Origin of the sequence: Rhizobium mulingense, from assembly GCF_029194105.1 — a bacterium.
Classification (GTDB): Bacteria; Pseudomonadota; Alphaproteobacteria; order Rhizobiales; family Rhizobiaceae; genus Rhizobium; species Rhizobium mulingense.
Genome location: NZ_JARFVE010000006.1, coordinates 437,587 through 451,411, shown reverse-complemented (window position 1 = coordinate 451,411; position 13,825 = coordinate 437,587). Strand labels below are relative to the sequence as shown.

Below are 13,825 nucleotides of genomic sequence, written 5' to 3'. Positions count from 1 at the left end.
ACCCCCCGCCGCACAGCTCGTCTTTTAAAATTACCGATTCAGCGTTACCAATCCGTTTATGATGAATCGTTTCACTCGCCTTCGGAAGTATTTTAGGGACCTGTCGCAGAACGGTTCATAAGACGCGCCTCCACAAAGGTGCGGATCGCGGCATCAATATGTTCCCAATCGTCGAGATGGCTGCTGGAGAAGCGGTAGAGCACGCTGAGATCCTTGCCGACCTTGATATCTCGCTGGCAATCACCGCTTGCCGCCTTGTCCGGGGTTGACGGCAATATGCAGCGTACGACGTAGTCCGGTCCGCCTTTGACGGGTGCCGTCAGCAGCACTTCGTCGCCGTAACCGGCGTCGGCGCGAAGACGGCGCAGCGTCAATCCGTCGCGAAAAGCCTCGGCCGGTCCTTCGATCAGATGCGAATAGATCGGCTCCAGCCGGCCGGACATGTCGCGCGACATGGTGCTCTGGGCGATCTGCATGAAGATCAGCCCGGAGGATTGGACGACGTCGTCGAATCGCAAATGGTTGCCCTTGCTGTAACCCCGCATGTCAGGCCAGGCGAGGTAGAGATCGACGCGCTCGGCCGCACCGTCATGCCGCTGACTCGGGAAGCGGATGGCATTTTCGGGGAGTTTCACGGTGTCGCGGCCGATGGTCAGTGTGATTTCAGCTGTGCTGTCGGTGTTGCCGGCAAGGGAGATGTGCCGGCCGAACCAACGGCCGCCGATGCTGAGGGCGACCGTCAGACCCGCCAGGACGGCGATCACCGCCGTCGTGCGGAGGAGAAACCCCATGGAAAGCAGCGGCTGCTCGTCGGGGACGCTTTGCGCGGTATGGCTCATGGCGGCTCGTCGGGTTTCGGTCCGCCGCAGGAAGAACATGAGCCGCCGGTGCCGATGATGAATCTGATCGGCATGATCAGACCGGCAGGGTTAATACTTCGCTAAGATCTCGGGGTCGGAAGCCGTCGCCTCGGCCTAAAATGAAGCGAGCCGTTCCCGGGACAGCAGGAACGGCTCTTGGGCACCGGTCGGGGACGGGATGCGGGTACTGATCGGGCCGAAGCCAGCGCCGGCTTGGCCGGCAGGTTATGCTGCTATTTGACGCTGCCCACCGCGACGGTGCGGCCGTCCTGAAGCTTCGACCAGCGGGCCGGATCGTCGGCGGACTGGCGCTTCAGATAGGTGTATTCGGTGTCCGACCACAGCAGCACTTTGTTGCGCATATTGTCGAGGATGAAGTCTCCGTGATCGGTGCGCACCGTCAAGACGGCATGGCCTTCGCCGTTCGGCTGCAGCACGACGGTGATCAGCGTGTCGGATGGCGAGAAGCCATCCTCGATCAGCATCTTGCGCTTCAGCAGGGCGTAATCCTCGCAGTCGCCGACGCTGGTCGGATAGGCCCAGCGCTCTTCGACGCCGTAGATCTGCTCATCCGTTTCCGGCTGGATCGACGAATTGACGGTGTAATTGACCTTGAGGATTTCCTTCCAGCGATCCTCTGTGAGGATGGCCGGTCCGGCATCGCCGCCGGCATAGGCGCATTCCTTCGGGTTGGCCTTGCAGAATTCATAATGTCCGATCGGCGGGCTGGCATTGCCTGCCAGGGCCATGCTGGCGGGCATCGCCTGTCCAGAGCCCGCCATGGTCATCGCGAAGACACCGGCCAGAAGGCCGCCTTTCAGGATATTCGCAGTCGTCATTGCCGTCTCCCCTAAGTTGAGGCGACAATGGCACAGACGTTTTTATCTCGCGCAAAATTACGCAGTAGAATTAAAGGCTTAGTTGAATCAAATGCCGATAAAACTTGGCTCGAATACGAATAAAATTCGCCACGTATTTGTGTCGAAGTCGATTAAAATTGTAGTGGATGCGACAAGGACTTCGCCCCGGGAAAGCCCGTGCTCCGGTCGCGGCGTTAAGAGTTTTCGCTGAGCCGGATAAACGCCGGCGGCGCTGCGGCGTGATGCTCGCGGCGGCGATGCCAGTGAAATCGGCCGGTTGGAACGGGCCGAAAGCAGAATATCGCTCGGATTCCGGGGTTCGGCATGAAGATTATTTTTGCGGAAAATCGCGAAATCGATCGGTGGCGGCGACGATTGCCGCGCTCATATCGGGGTTTGCAATGGAATGGGAAGCGTGCGGAAGGAGTACGAGCTCGCTTTGCGGCCAGGCGCGGGCCAGTTCCCAGGCGGTGACGAGGGGCGCCTCGATATCGAACCGTCCCTGCAACAGGATGCCGGGAATGTCGGCAAGCCGCGCGGCGTTCTTCAAGAGCACGCCATCCTCCAGCCAGGCGCCGTTGACGAAATAGCGGGTGATGATGCGGGCGCGCGTCAGCACATAAGCCGGATCGGCCCAGCGGCGCGGCAGTCCTCCCGGATCGGCGAGCAGGATCGAGGCTGCTTCCCAATCATGCCAGTCTCGCGCCGCCTTGAGACGCGTTTCAGAATCCGGATCGTTGAGGAGGCGGTGATAGGCGCTGACTATGTCCTCGCCCAGCTCTCGCGCGCCGGAGGGGGATTCCCTGATGGAAACGGTGCCATTCTTCCGGAAAAAGCGGCGCCATGCCGCGGCAAAGCCAGTCGATTTCCGATCGCCGCGTGGTGGTCACGCCCGATATGACAATCGCCGTGACGCGCTGCGGATGCGTTTCGGCATAGGCGAGTGTCAGCGTCGAGCCCCAGGAATTACCGAAAAGCAGCCAGCTGTCGATGCCGAGAAGCAGCCGCAGCTTCTCGATATCGGCGACGAGATGCCAAGTCGTATTGAGGGAGAGATCGGTTTCGGGATTTGCGGCACTCGGCAGACTCCGGCCGCAATTGCGCTGGTCGAAGAGGATGATCCGATAGGCCTCCGGATCGAACTGGCGGCGCGCCGCGGTCGAACAGCCTGAACCCGGGCCGCCGTGCAGGACGAGTGCCGGCCGCCCCGTCGGGTTGCCGCAGGCTTCCCAATAGATCAGGTTGCCGTCGCCGGTATCGAGCAGGCCGTGATCATAGGGTTCGATTTCCGGGTAGAGAGCTCCCATCGGTTCGGTCCCACTTTCGGTCGGGGCGGCCCCTTATCCATTACATCGCTGACAAAGGGAAGACGGGTGGCGCGTGACGCTCCGGACGCAAAATCACTGCACGATTTTAGGCCACCTGCTTGGCGACGATCCTTGTCGCAACTTGTTCCACCCATAAAATTAGCGGTTGATCGGTGGAACCACCTGCGGCAGCACTCCAAGCGTGCCTTCCAAAGCCGGATTTGTTGCCACTTGCAGGTCTATTGACGCGAGGCGCAGGTGTCTTCAACGCGACCAAACCGGGAGCCCGCCGGACCTCGAAAGCGTCGTCGGTGGAAGTCCGTCGAGAATGCACTGCTGCGGAGATTGGGAAGGGCAGGAGGTTTCGCACCAGCCTGTTAAAGGAATTCCCGCAGCGTCTCGCGGGACTGGATCGACAGGAATTCGATCGCCACGCCTTCGACGAAATGGCGCACGACACGGCCGCGCATATTGCCGAGACGCACCGCCGTTCCGATGGAAGGACGCATCTCGACGTCGATGGCAGCGCCCGACAGCGAAAGGTCCATGATGCGGCAGTCATAGCGCGTGCCGTCATCCAACGTGAGCTCGGTCTTCGTATCGCGCGGCGTCAGGCGGTCGTGGCGCCGATCTTCCGGCAGGCCGAGCTCGTGCTTGTTGGCAAGCCAGGTGAGCTGGGCGGCGAGCTTTTCGCGCTTCCGTTCGGTGGCGTTGATCGACATGGTGAAGCCGCGACCGTCGATCGTCTGGACATAACCTTCGACACGCCCGAGATGGTCGATATAGGCGACGACGCGTTCATTTGCGCGCGGCCGGCCGGAGCAGATGACGTACATATCGCCGGGCGACATGTCGATCACGATGCATTCAAATTCCTCGTAGTTTGCAAGCATCAGCCGGCCCTGCATATTGATCGGCACACGCTGGAAAACGCCTTGTTCAGGGCGCGGCGCAGGTCTTTGCGTCTGAGCTGGCTGGAACGAGTGCATCAAAAGGCTTCTTCATGAAAATCTCAGAGGCCAATCTTTATCCCCAATCCATTAACAGAAGGTTGTCTCGGCGCCCGCCGACATAGCCGAAAACGAGCATGGCCGCTGTCCTGAAACGAGACGCTCAGCGCGCCTCGGCACTCAGGAGCTGCGACACCACGCGGCGCATGGCTTGGCCGAACCCGATGCTTTTTCCCGCGACGATCTCGTTGATCGGGCGCAGTTCGGCCGGCGTGACCTTGCTGGATTTTTCCGGCAGGAGGCGGCTGCGGTCGAGCGCTAGGAATTCGAGCGGCACGATCTCCAGCCAGCTTGCAGCCGCCACCGGCGCGATCGCGCCGAGCACCCGGTCGCAAGCAGCGTGCGACGATCGCAGCGGCATCATGATGATCTCGAAGGAGGCCTGGTGCCCGACAGTGCTGTAGCCGGTGGCATTGAACAGGGCCGGCATGGCGTGGTCCATGACACCCATCGCGGTGCGTTCGATATCCGCGTGCTGGCCATGCGCCCAGAGCGATGAGAAGCGTTCGCCGCGCAGGTCCCGGCCAAAGAGATCGCAGATGCGGGTGCCGGCGAGCCGGAAAACGATGTCTCCGTCCTCGCGCGCCTCGAGGATGAAGAGACTTTGCAGTAGATGGGGTACGGCGGACGGTTCGACCTGGGATTTCAGCGGCGCATCGGCGGCGCCGCGGATACGGTTCCAATAGTCAAAAATTTCGATGGTCGTTTGCACACGCATTTCACACCAACCTGTCCCATTCCGGAGCATTTGCGGGCACTCATTGCCCTTACAGCTTCTACCTTGCGGATTTCATGCCAAATCCCGGCCGTTAAGGTTAAGAAAGAGTTTCGGTTGAGGCGTGGCGCCTGTCGTGGCACTGTCGCGCCATCACTTCGACTTTCGAAGTTCTGCACAACCTGCCCGGGCCGAGATCTTTCCTCAGTGTTCCCGGTACGCCGTCCGACCTTTCGGGCGGCTTTTTTTTTGACCATCGCTCCTGTATGGCTGAGACCACAACGAGGCGAACACAGATGAATGAGCAGACGGGCGAGCCGCAGAAGGTGCCCGAACCTTTTGAGGCCCAGCCGCCGGCGCGGCCCCCGCGCGTACCGGTCTTCAACCTCCCACCGGCGCTGTTTTTCAGCCTTTGCCTGCTTGTCGTCATCTATGCGGTGCAGGCGCTCGTCCTGTCCGACGATGCTGTCAACTGGCTGCTCCTCACCTTTGGCTTCGTTCCCGCCCGCTACGTGATTCCACTGTCGCAGCAGGGTTTCGAGCTGTTCTGGACGCCGGTCACCTATTCGCTGCTGCACGGCAGCGTCCAGCACATCGTCTTTAACGCCTTCTGGCTGATGGCCTTCGGCGCGCCTGTCGTGCGCCGTATCGGGACATCGCGATTCGTGTGGTTCTGGCTGTTTTCCGCCACTGCCTCCGCCGCTCTGCACGCGGTGCTCAACTGGGGAGACGTGTCGCTGCTGATCGGCGCGTCCGGAGTCATTTCCGGGCTGATGGGGGCGGCCTGCCGCTTCGCCTTTCCCGCTGAGCGACGTCCAATGCTGGCGGCGCATCTCAATGCCCGGCTATCCATTGTCGAGGCGCTGCTGAACCGGACCGTGGTCATCTTCATGCTGCTCTGGCTGGTTGGCAACGCTCTGATCGCCGTCGGCATCCCGCTCGTCGGCGACAGCGATCAGGAGATTGCCTGGGACGCGCATATCGGCGGCTTCGTCTTCGGCTTCTTTCTATTTTCGCTGTTTGACCGGGCACCGCAGCCGCCCGAGGAACCAACCGAAGCGGAGAAGGATGTGTTGCAATCCTGAGCAGGGCAGTGCACCATCGAACTATTCGCGATCGGGGGGAGAAACCGTCGCGGATAGCTGTGACAAGCGTTACAGTTTCGACATAGGAGGTTCGAATGACCAGTTCAGTCAAAGCAATCCTCGACCTGAAGGGCAGGGACGTCATTACCGCCGGGCCCAACACGACCGTCGCCGAGGCAGCCGTCATCCTGAGCAAGAAAAAGATCGGCGCCATCGTCGTCGTCGGCATGGAGAATCGGATTTCGGGCATGTTCACCGAGCGCGATCTCGTGCATGCCATCGCCAAACACGGCAAGGACGGCCTCGATCAGACACTCGGCCAGGTCATGACCGCGAAGGTCTATCGCTGCCATGAGGAGACGACCGTTAACGAATTGATGGAACTGATGACCAGCCGCCGTTTCCGTCACGTGCCGGTGGAAAGAAATGGCAAGCTTGCCGGCATCATTTCGATCGGCGACGTGGTGAAATCGCGGATTGCCGAAGTCGAGCGCGAGGCCGAGGATATCAAGGCCTATATTGCCGGCTGAACTTGCCGATTGGTCCGAACGATGCCGTCGTACCGAGCTGCCTGTTGCGGGACGACGCCTCATGGAGCGCTGGCGTAGACTTCCTGCATGCGCTTGATCTCGGGAAGCCTGGCTCTGGCTTCCTCATAGCCGCGTTCGATCGCCTCACCGGCCCGGTGGAATTCTGAAAGGCCGATATAGCTGAGGCGCGGCTGCAGCGAAATGTCGGGCGGATCGCCGGCAAGGCGGGCGCGGGCAATCCTGTCCTGAATGATGTTGAAAGCCTGCACCATGACGCCGGTCATGCCGAGGCGGGCATAGGGCGCCTCTTCCTGTTTCTGCACTTCCTGCGGCGAGAGGCTGGCATTATGCCGGACGACGGCCGAGCGGCCGTAAAGATCGTAATTGAGATTGACCGCGACGACCAGCGGCTGCTCATAGGCGCGGCAGACGGAGACGGGAACGGGATTGACCAGCGCGCCGTCGACCAGCGTGCGGTGATTGCTGCGCACCGGTTCGAAGATGCCGGGGAGGGCGTAGGAAGCGCGCAGCGCCGTGATCAGTGAACCATTGGCGATCCAGACCTCGTGGCCGGTGTTGACCTCGGCGGCGACCGCGACGAAAGGGCGGTCCAGATCCTCTACATTGAGGCCTTCGAGATGCTCCTGCATACGCTTGGTCAGCCGCATGCCGCCGAACAGGCCGCTGCCACCGATGGTCAGATCGAGCAGGCTTGCGATCCGGCGCATGGTCAGCGAACGCGCGAAGGTTTCGAGTTCGTCGAGTTTGCCGGCAAGATAGCAGCCGCCGACCAGCGCGCCGATCGACGTGCCGGCGATCATGCCGATTTCGACCCCGGCTTCGTCAAGGGCACGCAATACGCCGATATGAGCCCAGCCGCGGGCCGCGCCGCCGCCGAGCGCGAGCGCGATCTTGATTTTCTTGGCAGGCGCAGGAGAAGGAATTGTCTCGAGTATCGTTGGCATGCCGGAACCGGAACCTTCGCCTTCAGCGCTTTGACGATGCAGACTCCAGTTCAGCATTGCGCTCTCCCCTCCCAGTAGAACACTTATGTCACACAATGTGGCCGATCAGTTGCCAAATGGTATATAGAAGCGGTTTCTGGCACAATAAGGGGCAGATGCCGGGAAAGTTCGACCTATTTTCCGTAGATGTCCTGCGGATCGAAATGACGCTCGTCGTCAACGATGTCGAGCATCGGCTTCCCTTCCTGCAGCGTGACCGTCCGGTAGAAGCAGGAACGGCGGCCGGTGTGACAGGTGGCGTCATGGCCGGCGACCTCGACCTTCAGCCAGATGGCGTCCTGATCGCAATCGGTGCGAATTTCCTTCACCGTCTGAAGGTTGCCCGAGGTCTCGCCCTTCTTCCAGATTTTGCCGCGCGAGCGGCTGAAATAATGGGCGGTGCCGGTCTGGATGGTCAGCGCCAGCGCCTGAGCGTTCATATGCGCCACCATCAGCAGTTCGCCGTCGCCGGCGTCGGTGACGATCGCGGTGATCAGGCCGCGATCGTCAAAACGCGGCGTGAAATCGCCGGCGTCTTCCAACGCCGACTTGTCCTCGGATGGTTGATTGAAGATCAGGTGACTCATCGCGGCCTCCTGCGAGAGCCGGTATCAGCGGCTCCGCACCATGCTCATGAAACGGGCCTGATCGGCCGGTTCCGTTTTGAAGGTTCCCGTGAACGTGGTCGTCAACGTCGTCGAACCCTGCTTCTGAACGCCGCGCATCGCCATGCACATATGTTCGGCCTCAATCATCACGGCAACGCCGCGCGGCTGCAGCGTATCGTCGATGGCGCGGGCAATCTGCGCCGTCATCGTTTCCTGCGTCTGCAGGCGGCGGCCATAAATCTCGACGACACGGGCAATCTTCGACAGGCCGAGCACGCGTCCATCCGGCATGTAGGCGACATGGGCCTTGCCGATGATCGGGACCATGTGATGTTCGCAATGCGAGTAAAAAGGAATGTCCTTGACGAGGACCATGTCGTCGTAGCCAGCGACCTCTTCGAAGGTCCGTCCCAGCACGTCCTCAGGCGCCATATCGTAACCGGCGAAAAGCTCGCGATAGGCTTTGGCGACACGGGCGGGCGTCTCGAGGAGGCCTTCGCGCGTCGGATCGTCACCGGCCCAGCGCAACAGAACGCGCACGGCTTCCTCCGCCTCCTGCTGGGAGGGGCGGTCCGAGTCGCGGTTCGGCTGCGGAAAGTTCTTTACGATGGCGTCCATGATCAATGGTCTCCTGATCCGCACCGCGGACCCATCTGTCGGAATTGCCACTGGTCAGTCCCATGCGGGAATTCATGCACCTTTGGCAGGCTCCGGGGCTTTCGGGGCAATTCATGCCCGTCCGGCACGGTTTCCCAATCAAACTTACACAAGACCATTGCATTTTCATGGCCTTCGAACGACATACATATAGGAAGACGGCCATGGTATGTAAGTATCCTCAGGCGACACGGTGTGTTTTTTGTTTCAATAACAATAACAGCGCCATTAAGGCCGATCCGCAGCGATTTTGGAGCGGAAACCCAGCAATGGATGACATCTACAACAGCAAAATCCTCGAATTCGCCGGCAATATTCCATTGACCGGCACGTTGGCGGACGCCGATGCGACCGCTCAGGCACACTCCAAGCTATGCGGTTCCAAGGTGCGGATATGGCTAAAGATGGACGGCGATGTCGTGACTGCTTTTTCGCATGACGTGAAAGCCTGCGCACTCGGCCAGGCATCGTCCTCGATCATGGCGCGCCATGTCGTCGGCGCCACATCGGGTGAATTGCGGCAGGCGCGTGAGGATATGCTTGCCATGTTGAAGGCAGATGGGGTGGGTCCCACCGGACGGTTCGAGGACATGCGCTACCTGTTGCCCGTGCGCGACTATAAGGCTCGCCATGCCTCGACGATGCTGACCTTCGACGCGGTCGTCGATGCGATCGGACAGATCGAGGCGAAACGGGCGGAAGTGATCGAGGCATAACCGAGATGTGCGAGTTCTGCGTCCGGCAAGCTGACGATGAGGACGATGGCGGCGCGGCCGGATCGAGCCAGCCGCGCGAAAGGCCTGCGCGCTATTCCCGCAATTATACCGGCCCCTTCCGCAAAACCCCCGACCGCCTGCTCGGCATGGGGCTGATCCGCCTCTATCAGTTGACGCTTTCCGGCTTTGTCGGCAATTCCTGCCGCCATATCCCGACCTGCTCCGAATACGGCTATGAGTCGATTGCCCGGCACGGATTATGGGCCGGCGGCTGGATGACGCTGTTTCGCGTCAGCCGCTGCGGCCCGGGCGGCACCAGCGGCCTAGACCCGGTGCCCGAGGCGCTCGGCGACGGCTTCCGCTGGTGGACGCCCTGGCGGTATCTCTCCCTCGGACGCAAAAGCGGGTGAGCGCCATGACGACGTTACGCGAAGATGTTTGCGTGGCAAAGTGCCGGCAGCGCCGACGGGCGATGTGTGGTCACCATTCGGTGACCGTGGTTTCTTACCTGGGATAACCGAGGAGTCCTGGCGGCCATGAGCACCTTCATCGCCCTCCTGCACAGCATCGTCCTAACACCTGATCGCCGCGTGATCATGGAAGATTTGCGCGCGCTTGCCAAAGAGCTGGGTTATCGCGAACCGCGCACCCTGGTTTCGACCGGCAATCTCGTTTTCGAGGCAGACGAAATGCGCCCGCATGAACTCGAGGTCGCGCTGGAAGAGGGCTTCGAAGAGAAGTTCGGCAAACATGTCGATATCATCGTGCGCAGCGACTGCACCTGGATGGCGCTTTGCAGTACCAATCCGTTCAGGGACGGCAGCGGCGACCAGGTGATCGTCCGGGTGATGCGCCTGCCGGTCGACCCTGAGAAGGTCGAGGCTTTGAAGCCGCTGATGACGGAGGGACAGCGCATCGCCATCGTCGGCGGCGACCTCTGGATCGATTTCGCCGGCAAGCCGAGCCAATCCAAGCTGCTTTCGGCACTGACGACCAAGCGGATAGGCATCGGCACAATGCGCAACTGGAACACGGTCTGCGGCCTCGCGCAAATGATCATGTAGGCCGCTCCTTCTTTACTCCCGAGGGAAATCTGAGTATCAGGCGGCAGCGCATCCAAGGACGGAGGCGCTGTCGTTGCAACCACCCGCATTCGTTGGCGGGACTGGACAAGGAGAATTTCAATGTCCCAAGCTATTTCCCTGACATTCCCCGATGGTTCCGTGCGCAGCTTCCCGGCCGGCGCAACCGGCAAGGATGTCGCCGAATCCATTTCCAAGTCGCTCGCCAAGAGCGCCGTCGCCATTGCGATCGACGGCGCCGTGCGTGACCTTTCCGACGCCGTCACGGATGGCAAGATCGAAATCATCACTCGCAAGGACGCGCGTGCGCTGGAACTCATCCGGCATGACGCCGCGCATGTGATGGCCGAGGCCGTACAGGAACTCTGGCCCGGCACCCAGGTAACGATCGGCCCGGTCATCGAAAACGGCTTCTACTACGACTTCGCCAAGAACGAGCCGTTTACGCCCGACGATCTGCCGAAGATCGAAAAGAAGATGAAGGAGATCATCGCCCGCAACGCGCCCTTCACCAAGCAGATCTGGTCGCGCGACAAGGCCAAGGAAGTTTTTGCCGCCAAGGGCGAACAGTACAAGGTCGAGCTCGTCGATGCGATCCCGGAAGGGCAGGATCTGAAGATCTATCATCAGGGCGACTGGTTCGACCTTTGCCGCGGTCCGCACATGGCCTCGACAGGACAGGTCGGCACCGCCTTCAAGCTGATGAAGGTTGCCGGCGCCTACTGGCGCGGCGACAGCAACAATGCCATGCTGTCGCGCATCTACGGCACGGCATGGGCCGACCAGGCCGATCTCGACAACTACCTGCATATGCTGGCCGAAGCCGAGAAGCGCGACCATCGCAAGCTCGGCCGCGAGATGGACCTCTTCCATTTCCAGGAGGAAGGTCCGGGCGTTGTTTTCTGGCACGGCAAGGGCTGGCGCATCTTCCAGACGCTCGTCGCCTATATGCGCCGCCGGCTGGCGGCCGACTACCAGGAAGTCAACGCGCCGCAGGTCCTTGACACGTCGCTCTGGGAAACCTCGGGTCACTGGGGCTGGTATCAGGAAAACATGTTCGCCGTGAAATCGGCGCATGCGATCACCCATCCCGAAGACAAGGAAGCCGACAACCGCGTCTTTGCGCTAAAGCCGATGAACTGCCCCGGCCATGTGCAGATCTTCAAGCATGGCCTGAAGTCCTATCGCGAGCTGCCGATCCGGCTTGCCGAATTCGGGCTGGTGCATCGCTACGAGCCGTCGGGCGCGCTGCATGGGCTGATGCGCGTGCGCGGCTTTACGCAGGACGACGCGCATATCTTCTGCACCGACGAGCAGATGGCCGCCGAATGCCTGAAGATCAACGATCTGATCCTGTCAGTCTACGAGGACTTCGGATTCAAGGAAATCGTCGTCAAGCTTTCGACCCGGCCCGAAAAGCGCGTCGGTTCCGACGCACTCTGGGATCGCGCCGAAGCTGTGATGACCGACGTCTTGAAGACGATCGAGGGGCAGTCCGAGGGCCGCATCAAGACCGGCATCCTGCCGGGCGAGGGCGCGTTCTACGGTCCGAAGTTCGAATATACGCTGAAGGATGCGATCGGCCGCGAATGGCAGTGCGGTACGACGCAGGTCGACTTCAACCTGCCGGAACGCTTCGGCGCCTTCTACATCGACAGCAACTCCGAAAAGACGCAGCCGGTGATGATCCACCGCGCCATCTGCGGCTCGATGGAACGCTTCTTGGGTATCCTGATCGAGAACTTCGCAGGCCATATGCCGCTCTGGGTATCGCCGCTGCAGGTGGTGGTCGCGACGATCACCTCGGAGGCCGATACCTACGGTCTTGAAGTGGCCGAGGCGCTGCGCGAGGCCGGTCTCAACGTTGAGACCGACTTCCGCAACGAGAAGATCAACTATAAGATACGCGAGCATTCGGTCACCAAGGTTCCTGTCATCATCGTCTGCGGCAGGAAGGAGGCCGAGGAGCGCACGGTCAACATCCGCCGCCTCGGCAGCCAGGACCAGGTTTCGATGGGGCTCGACGCTGCGGTCGAGGGCCTGACGCTCGAGGCGACACCGCCGGACCTGCGTCGCAAGGCCGAAGCAAAGAAAGCCAAGGCGGCTTGAAAATACCCGGAATACGACAGCGCCGAACCTCGGCGCTGTCGAATAAAAGCGGCGCATTCCGAGCCCCGGCTACTCTTCGAAGTATCTTCCAGCCCATAATGGAAACTGACGATTAAAGCGCTGGCCGATCCGCGTGCGCGGTAAAATCAATCCAGGCTGGCGCCGTCACCGCCCTGCGGCACGAGCTGTTCGTAGGAGGGCAGCGGCGCTTCCGGAGCCGGCTGGACACCCGGCGGAGACGGCGTACCGGCCGGCACCTGCTGCACCGTGCGGGCCGCACTCTCCGGCTGCTGCGGCTGCTGGTCTTTCATCAGAACTTCGACATCGGTGTTCCTGCCGGCGACCACTTTGAAATCCCGCTGGTAGATCTTGTCCTTATTGCGGGCGACGGCGGAATATTCGCCTTCGGCAAGCACCATGGTTGGAAAGGCGCTGACGCTTTCGCCGACGCTGTCGCCGGCTGCCGTCAGGATCGACCAGGCCGTATCGGCGATCGCCTCGCCGCCGGCTTCGGAGACCAGCTTGAAGGTGATCTGGGCGGCGCGATGCTGGATCGTCGCCTCGGTCAATTTGCCGGCCTCGACCTGGATGTCGGCGCGGATGACGGCATTGACGCTGCCATATTCGGACACGATGTGATAGGTGCCGGCATTGAGGCGCACGACCGTGTTCGGAGAGACGTCGGCCACGACGAGGCCGCGCTCGCCGTCGTCGCGGACTTCCGAGGAATAGATCGAGAAGCTCAACTGATCGGGGCGGATGCGGGCATCGGTGCCGGAGACGGCATTGAGCAGCAGGCCGCCGGCATCAAGCACCATCACCTGCTTGTCGACCTGGCCGTCGGCCGGCACCGTCAGCTTCTTGGTGACACCGGCGCGGCCGAAGGAGACATTAACGAAATAATCGCCCGGAGCGAGCTGGAAGGCGGCGGGTCCGCCCTTGGCGCTAGCGATCAGCGGCAGCTTGCCGTCGGTCCCGGCGATCGGGCTGAAGACGTACCAGGACAGACCATCCTCGACAGGCGTGCCGTCGGCCGTCAGCTTGGCTTCCATCGCGACGTCGCGCAGCTTGGCGGCTTCGGGGGCGGTGCCGGGCGCGATGAAAGCGTTGAGCTTCGGCATCTTCGGCGTCGATTCGATCTGCTTGAAGTCCTTGAAAGCGTCCTGCGCGCCGGCGCCGAGGGGCGTCACTACCATCAGGGCGATGGCGAGGCCGAGGCGTGCAAAAGGCGAAATGCCAAACATCTGTTTCGTGAACCGATTGACTTCTGAAATCGCAAAGG

14 protein-coding genes and 1 pseudogene are annotated in these 13,825 nt (G+C 61.3%); 6 read left to right on the top strand and 9 right to left on the bottom strand.

Annotated elements, in window-relative coordinates; genetic code table 11:
* Positions 1-92: 92 nt before the first annotated feature.
* From PYR71_RS17235 to PYR71_RS17215, 5 genes and pseudogenes are all read right to left on the bottom strand, one after another.
* Positions 93-878, bottom strand: a complete 786-nt coding sequence (locus PYR71_RS17235; protein WP_275620198.1) for a hypothetical protein — start codon at positions 876-878, stop codon at positions 93-95.
* A 215-nt stretch (positions 879-1,093) separates the two neighbouring features.
* Positions 1,094-1,699 carry a transglutaminase-like cysteine peptidase gene (locus tag PYR71_RS17230; RefSeq protein ID WP_183913719.1) on the bottom strand — a complete coding sequence of 202 codons (606 nt, stop codon included), beginning with the start codon at positions 1,697-1,699 and terminating at the stop codon, positions 1,094-1,096.
* 352 nt (positions 1,700-2,051) lie between these two features.
* A pseudogene (gene pip, locus PYR71_RS17225) lies at positions 2,052-3,027 on the bottom strand (prolyl aminopeptidase).
* A gap of 377 nt (positions 3,028-3,404) precedes the next feature.
* Positions 3,405-4,016, bottom strand: coding sequence for a PilZ domain-containing protein (locus tag PYR71_RS17220; RefSeq protein WP_183913723.1), 612 nt, complete (start codon positions 4,014-4,016; stop codon positions 3,405-3,407).
* 124 nt (positions 4,017-4,140) lie between these two features.
* A complete protein-coding gene (locus PYR71_RS17215; RefSeq protein ID WP_275620197.1) occupies positions 4,141-4,785 on the bottom strand; it encodes a PAS domain-containing protein in 645 nt (214 codons plus the stop codon).
* A gap of 263 nt (positions 4,786-5,048) precedes the next feature.
* Here PYR71_RS17215 and PYR71_RS17210 point away from each other — a divergent pair, with 263 nt between their 5' ends.
* A complete protein-coding gene (locus PYR71_RS17210) occupies positions 5,049-5,837 on the top strand; it encodes a rhomboid family intramembrane serine protease (RefSeq protein WP_275620196.1) in 789 nt (262 codons plus the stop codon).
* A gap of 95 nt (positions 5,838-5,932) precedes the next feature.
* Complete coding sequence (locus tag PYR71_RS17205) at positions 5,933-6,367, top strand: CBS domain-containing protein (protein ID WP_183913729.1); 435 nt, start codon at positions 5,933-5,935, stop codon at positions 6,365-6,367.
* Positions 6,368-6,426: 59 nt separating this feature from the next.
* Here the strand turns inward: PYR71_RS17205 and PYR71_RS17200 are convergent, their stop codons facing one another.
* From PYR71_RS17200 to folE, 3 genes are all read right to left on the bottom strand, one after another.
* The gene (locus PYR71_RS17200) at positions 6,427-7,389 is read right to left on the bottom strand and encodes a patatin-like phospholipase family protein (protein ID WP_183913731.1); all 963 of its coding nucleotides are present in this window, start codon (positions 7,387-7,389) and stop codon (positions 6,427-6,429) included.
* Positions 7,390-7,505: 116 nt separating this feature from the next.
* A complete protein-coding gene (gene hisI, locus PYR71_RS17195) occupies positions 7,506-7,958 on the bottom strand; it encodes a phosphoribosyl-AMP cyclohydrolase (protein ID WP_183913733.1) in 453 nt (150 codons plus the stop codon).
* 24 nt (positions 7,959-7,982) lie between these two features.
* The gene (gene folE / locus PYR71_RS17190) at positions 7,983-8,597 is read right to left on the bottom strand and encodes a GTP cyclohydrolase I FolE (protein WP_275620195.1); all 615 of its coding nucleotides are present in this window, start codon (positions 8,595-8,597) and stop codon (positions 7,983-7,985) included.
* Positions 8,598-8,905: 308 nt separating this feature from the next.
* On the opposite strand from folE, the gene PYR71_RS17185 reads away from it, so the two are divergent.
* From PYR71_RS17185 to thrS, 4 genes are all read left to right on the top strand, one after another.
* Complete coding sequence (locus tag PYR71_RS17185; protein ID WP_183913735.1) at positions 8,906-9,352, top strand: iron-sulfur cluster assembly scaffold protein; 447 nt, start codon at positions 8,906-8,908, stop codon at positions 9,350-9,352.
* A gap of 5 nt (positions 9,353-9,357) precedes the next feature.
* The gene (gene yidD / locus PYR71_RS17180; RefSeq protein WP_275620194.1) at positions 9,358-9,762 is read left to right on the top strand and encodes a membrane protein insertion efficiency factor YidD; all 405 of its coding nucleotides are present in this window, start codon (positions 9,358-9,360) and stop codon (positions 9,760-9,762) included.
* A gap of 126 nt (positions 9,763-9,888) precedes the next feature.
* Positions 9,889-10,416 (top strand): DUF1697 domain-containing protein, encoded by a 528-nt coding sequence (locus PYR71_RS17175; protein ID WP_010020106.1) that lies wholly within the window; start codon positions 9,889-9,891, stop codon positions 10,414-10,416.
* A gap of 120 nt (positions 10,417-10,536) precedes the next feature.
* Positions 10,537-12,543, top strand: a complete 2,007-nt coding sequence (thrS, locus tag PYR71_RS17170) for a threonine--tRNA ligase (protein ID WP_275620193.1) — start codon at positions 10,537-10,539, stop codon at positions 12,541-12,543.
* 146 nt (positions 12,544-12,689) lie between these two features.
* Here the strand turns inward: thrS and PYR71_RS17165 are convergent, their stop codons facing one another.
* Complete coding sequence (locus PYR71_RS17165) at positions 12,690-13,787, bottom strand: hypothetical protein (RefSeq protein ID WP_183913742.1); 1,098 nt, start codon at positions 13,785-13,787, stop codon at positions 12,690-12,692.
* Between the last annotated feature and the right edge of the window lie 38 nt (positions 13,788-13,825).

Bases quoted from the DNA above. Each gene is read 5' to 3' on its own strand.
- PYR71_RS17215 (WP_275620197.1), bottom strand. From the start codon at position 4,785: ATGCTCCGGAATGGGACAGGTTGGTGTGAAATGCGTGTGCAAACGACC.
- PYR71_RS17235 (WP_275620198.1), bottom strand. From the start codon at position 878: ATGTTCTTCCTGCGGCGGACCGAAACCCGACGAGCCGCCATGAGCCAT.
- PYR71_RS17205 (WP_183913729.1), top strand. From the start codon at position 5,933: ATGACCAGTTCAGTCAAAGCAATCCTCGACCTGAAGGGCAGGGACGTC.
- hisI (WP_183913733.1), bottom strand. From the start codon at position 7,958: ATGAGTCACCTGATCTTCAATCAACCATCCGAGGACAAGTCGGCGTTG.
- PYR71_RS17175 (WP_010020106.1), top strand. From the start codon at position 9,889: ATGAGCACCTTCATCGCCCTCCTGCACAGCATCGTCCTAACACCTGAT.
- yidD (WP_275620194.1), top strand. From the start codon at position 9,358: ATGTGCGAGTTCTGCGTCCGGCAAGCTGACGATGAGGACGATGGCGGC.
- thrS (WP_275620193.1), top strand. From the start codon at position 10,537: ATGTCCCAAGCTATTTCCCTGACATTCCCCGATGGTTCCGTGCGCAGC.
- PYR71_RS17230 (WP_183913719.1), bottom strand. From the start codon at position 1,699: ATGACGACTGCGAATATCCTGAAAGGCGGCCTTCTGGCCGGTGTCTTC.
- PYR71_RS17210 (WP_275620196.1), top strand. From the start codon at position 5,049: ATGAATGAGCAGACGGGCGAGCCGCAGAAGGTGCCCGAACCTTTTGAG.
- PYR71_RS17200 (WP_183913731.1), bottom strand. From the start codon at position 7,389: ATGCTGAACTGGAGTCTGCATCGTCAAAGCGCTGAAGGCGAAGGTTCC.
- folE (WP_275620195.1), bottom strand. From the start codon at position 8,597: ATGGACGCCATCGTAAAGAACTTTCCGCAGCCGAACCGCGACTCGGAC.
- PYR71_RS17165 (WP_183913742.1), bottom strand. From the start codon at position 13,787: ATGTTTGGCATTTCGCCTTTTGCACGCCTCGGCCTCGCCATCGCCCTG.
- PYR71_RS17185 (WP_183913735.1), top strand. From the start codon at position 8,906: ATGGATGACATCTACAACAGCAAAATCCTCGAATTCGCCGGCAATATT.
- PYR71_RS17220 (WP_183913723.1), bottom strand. From the start codon at position 4,016: ATGCACTCGTTCCAGCCAGCTCAGACGCAAAGACCTGCGCCGCGCCCT.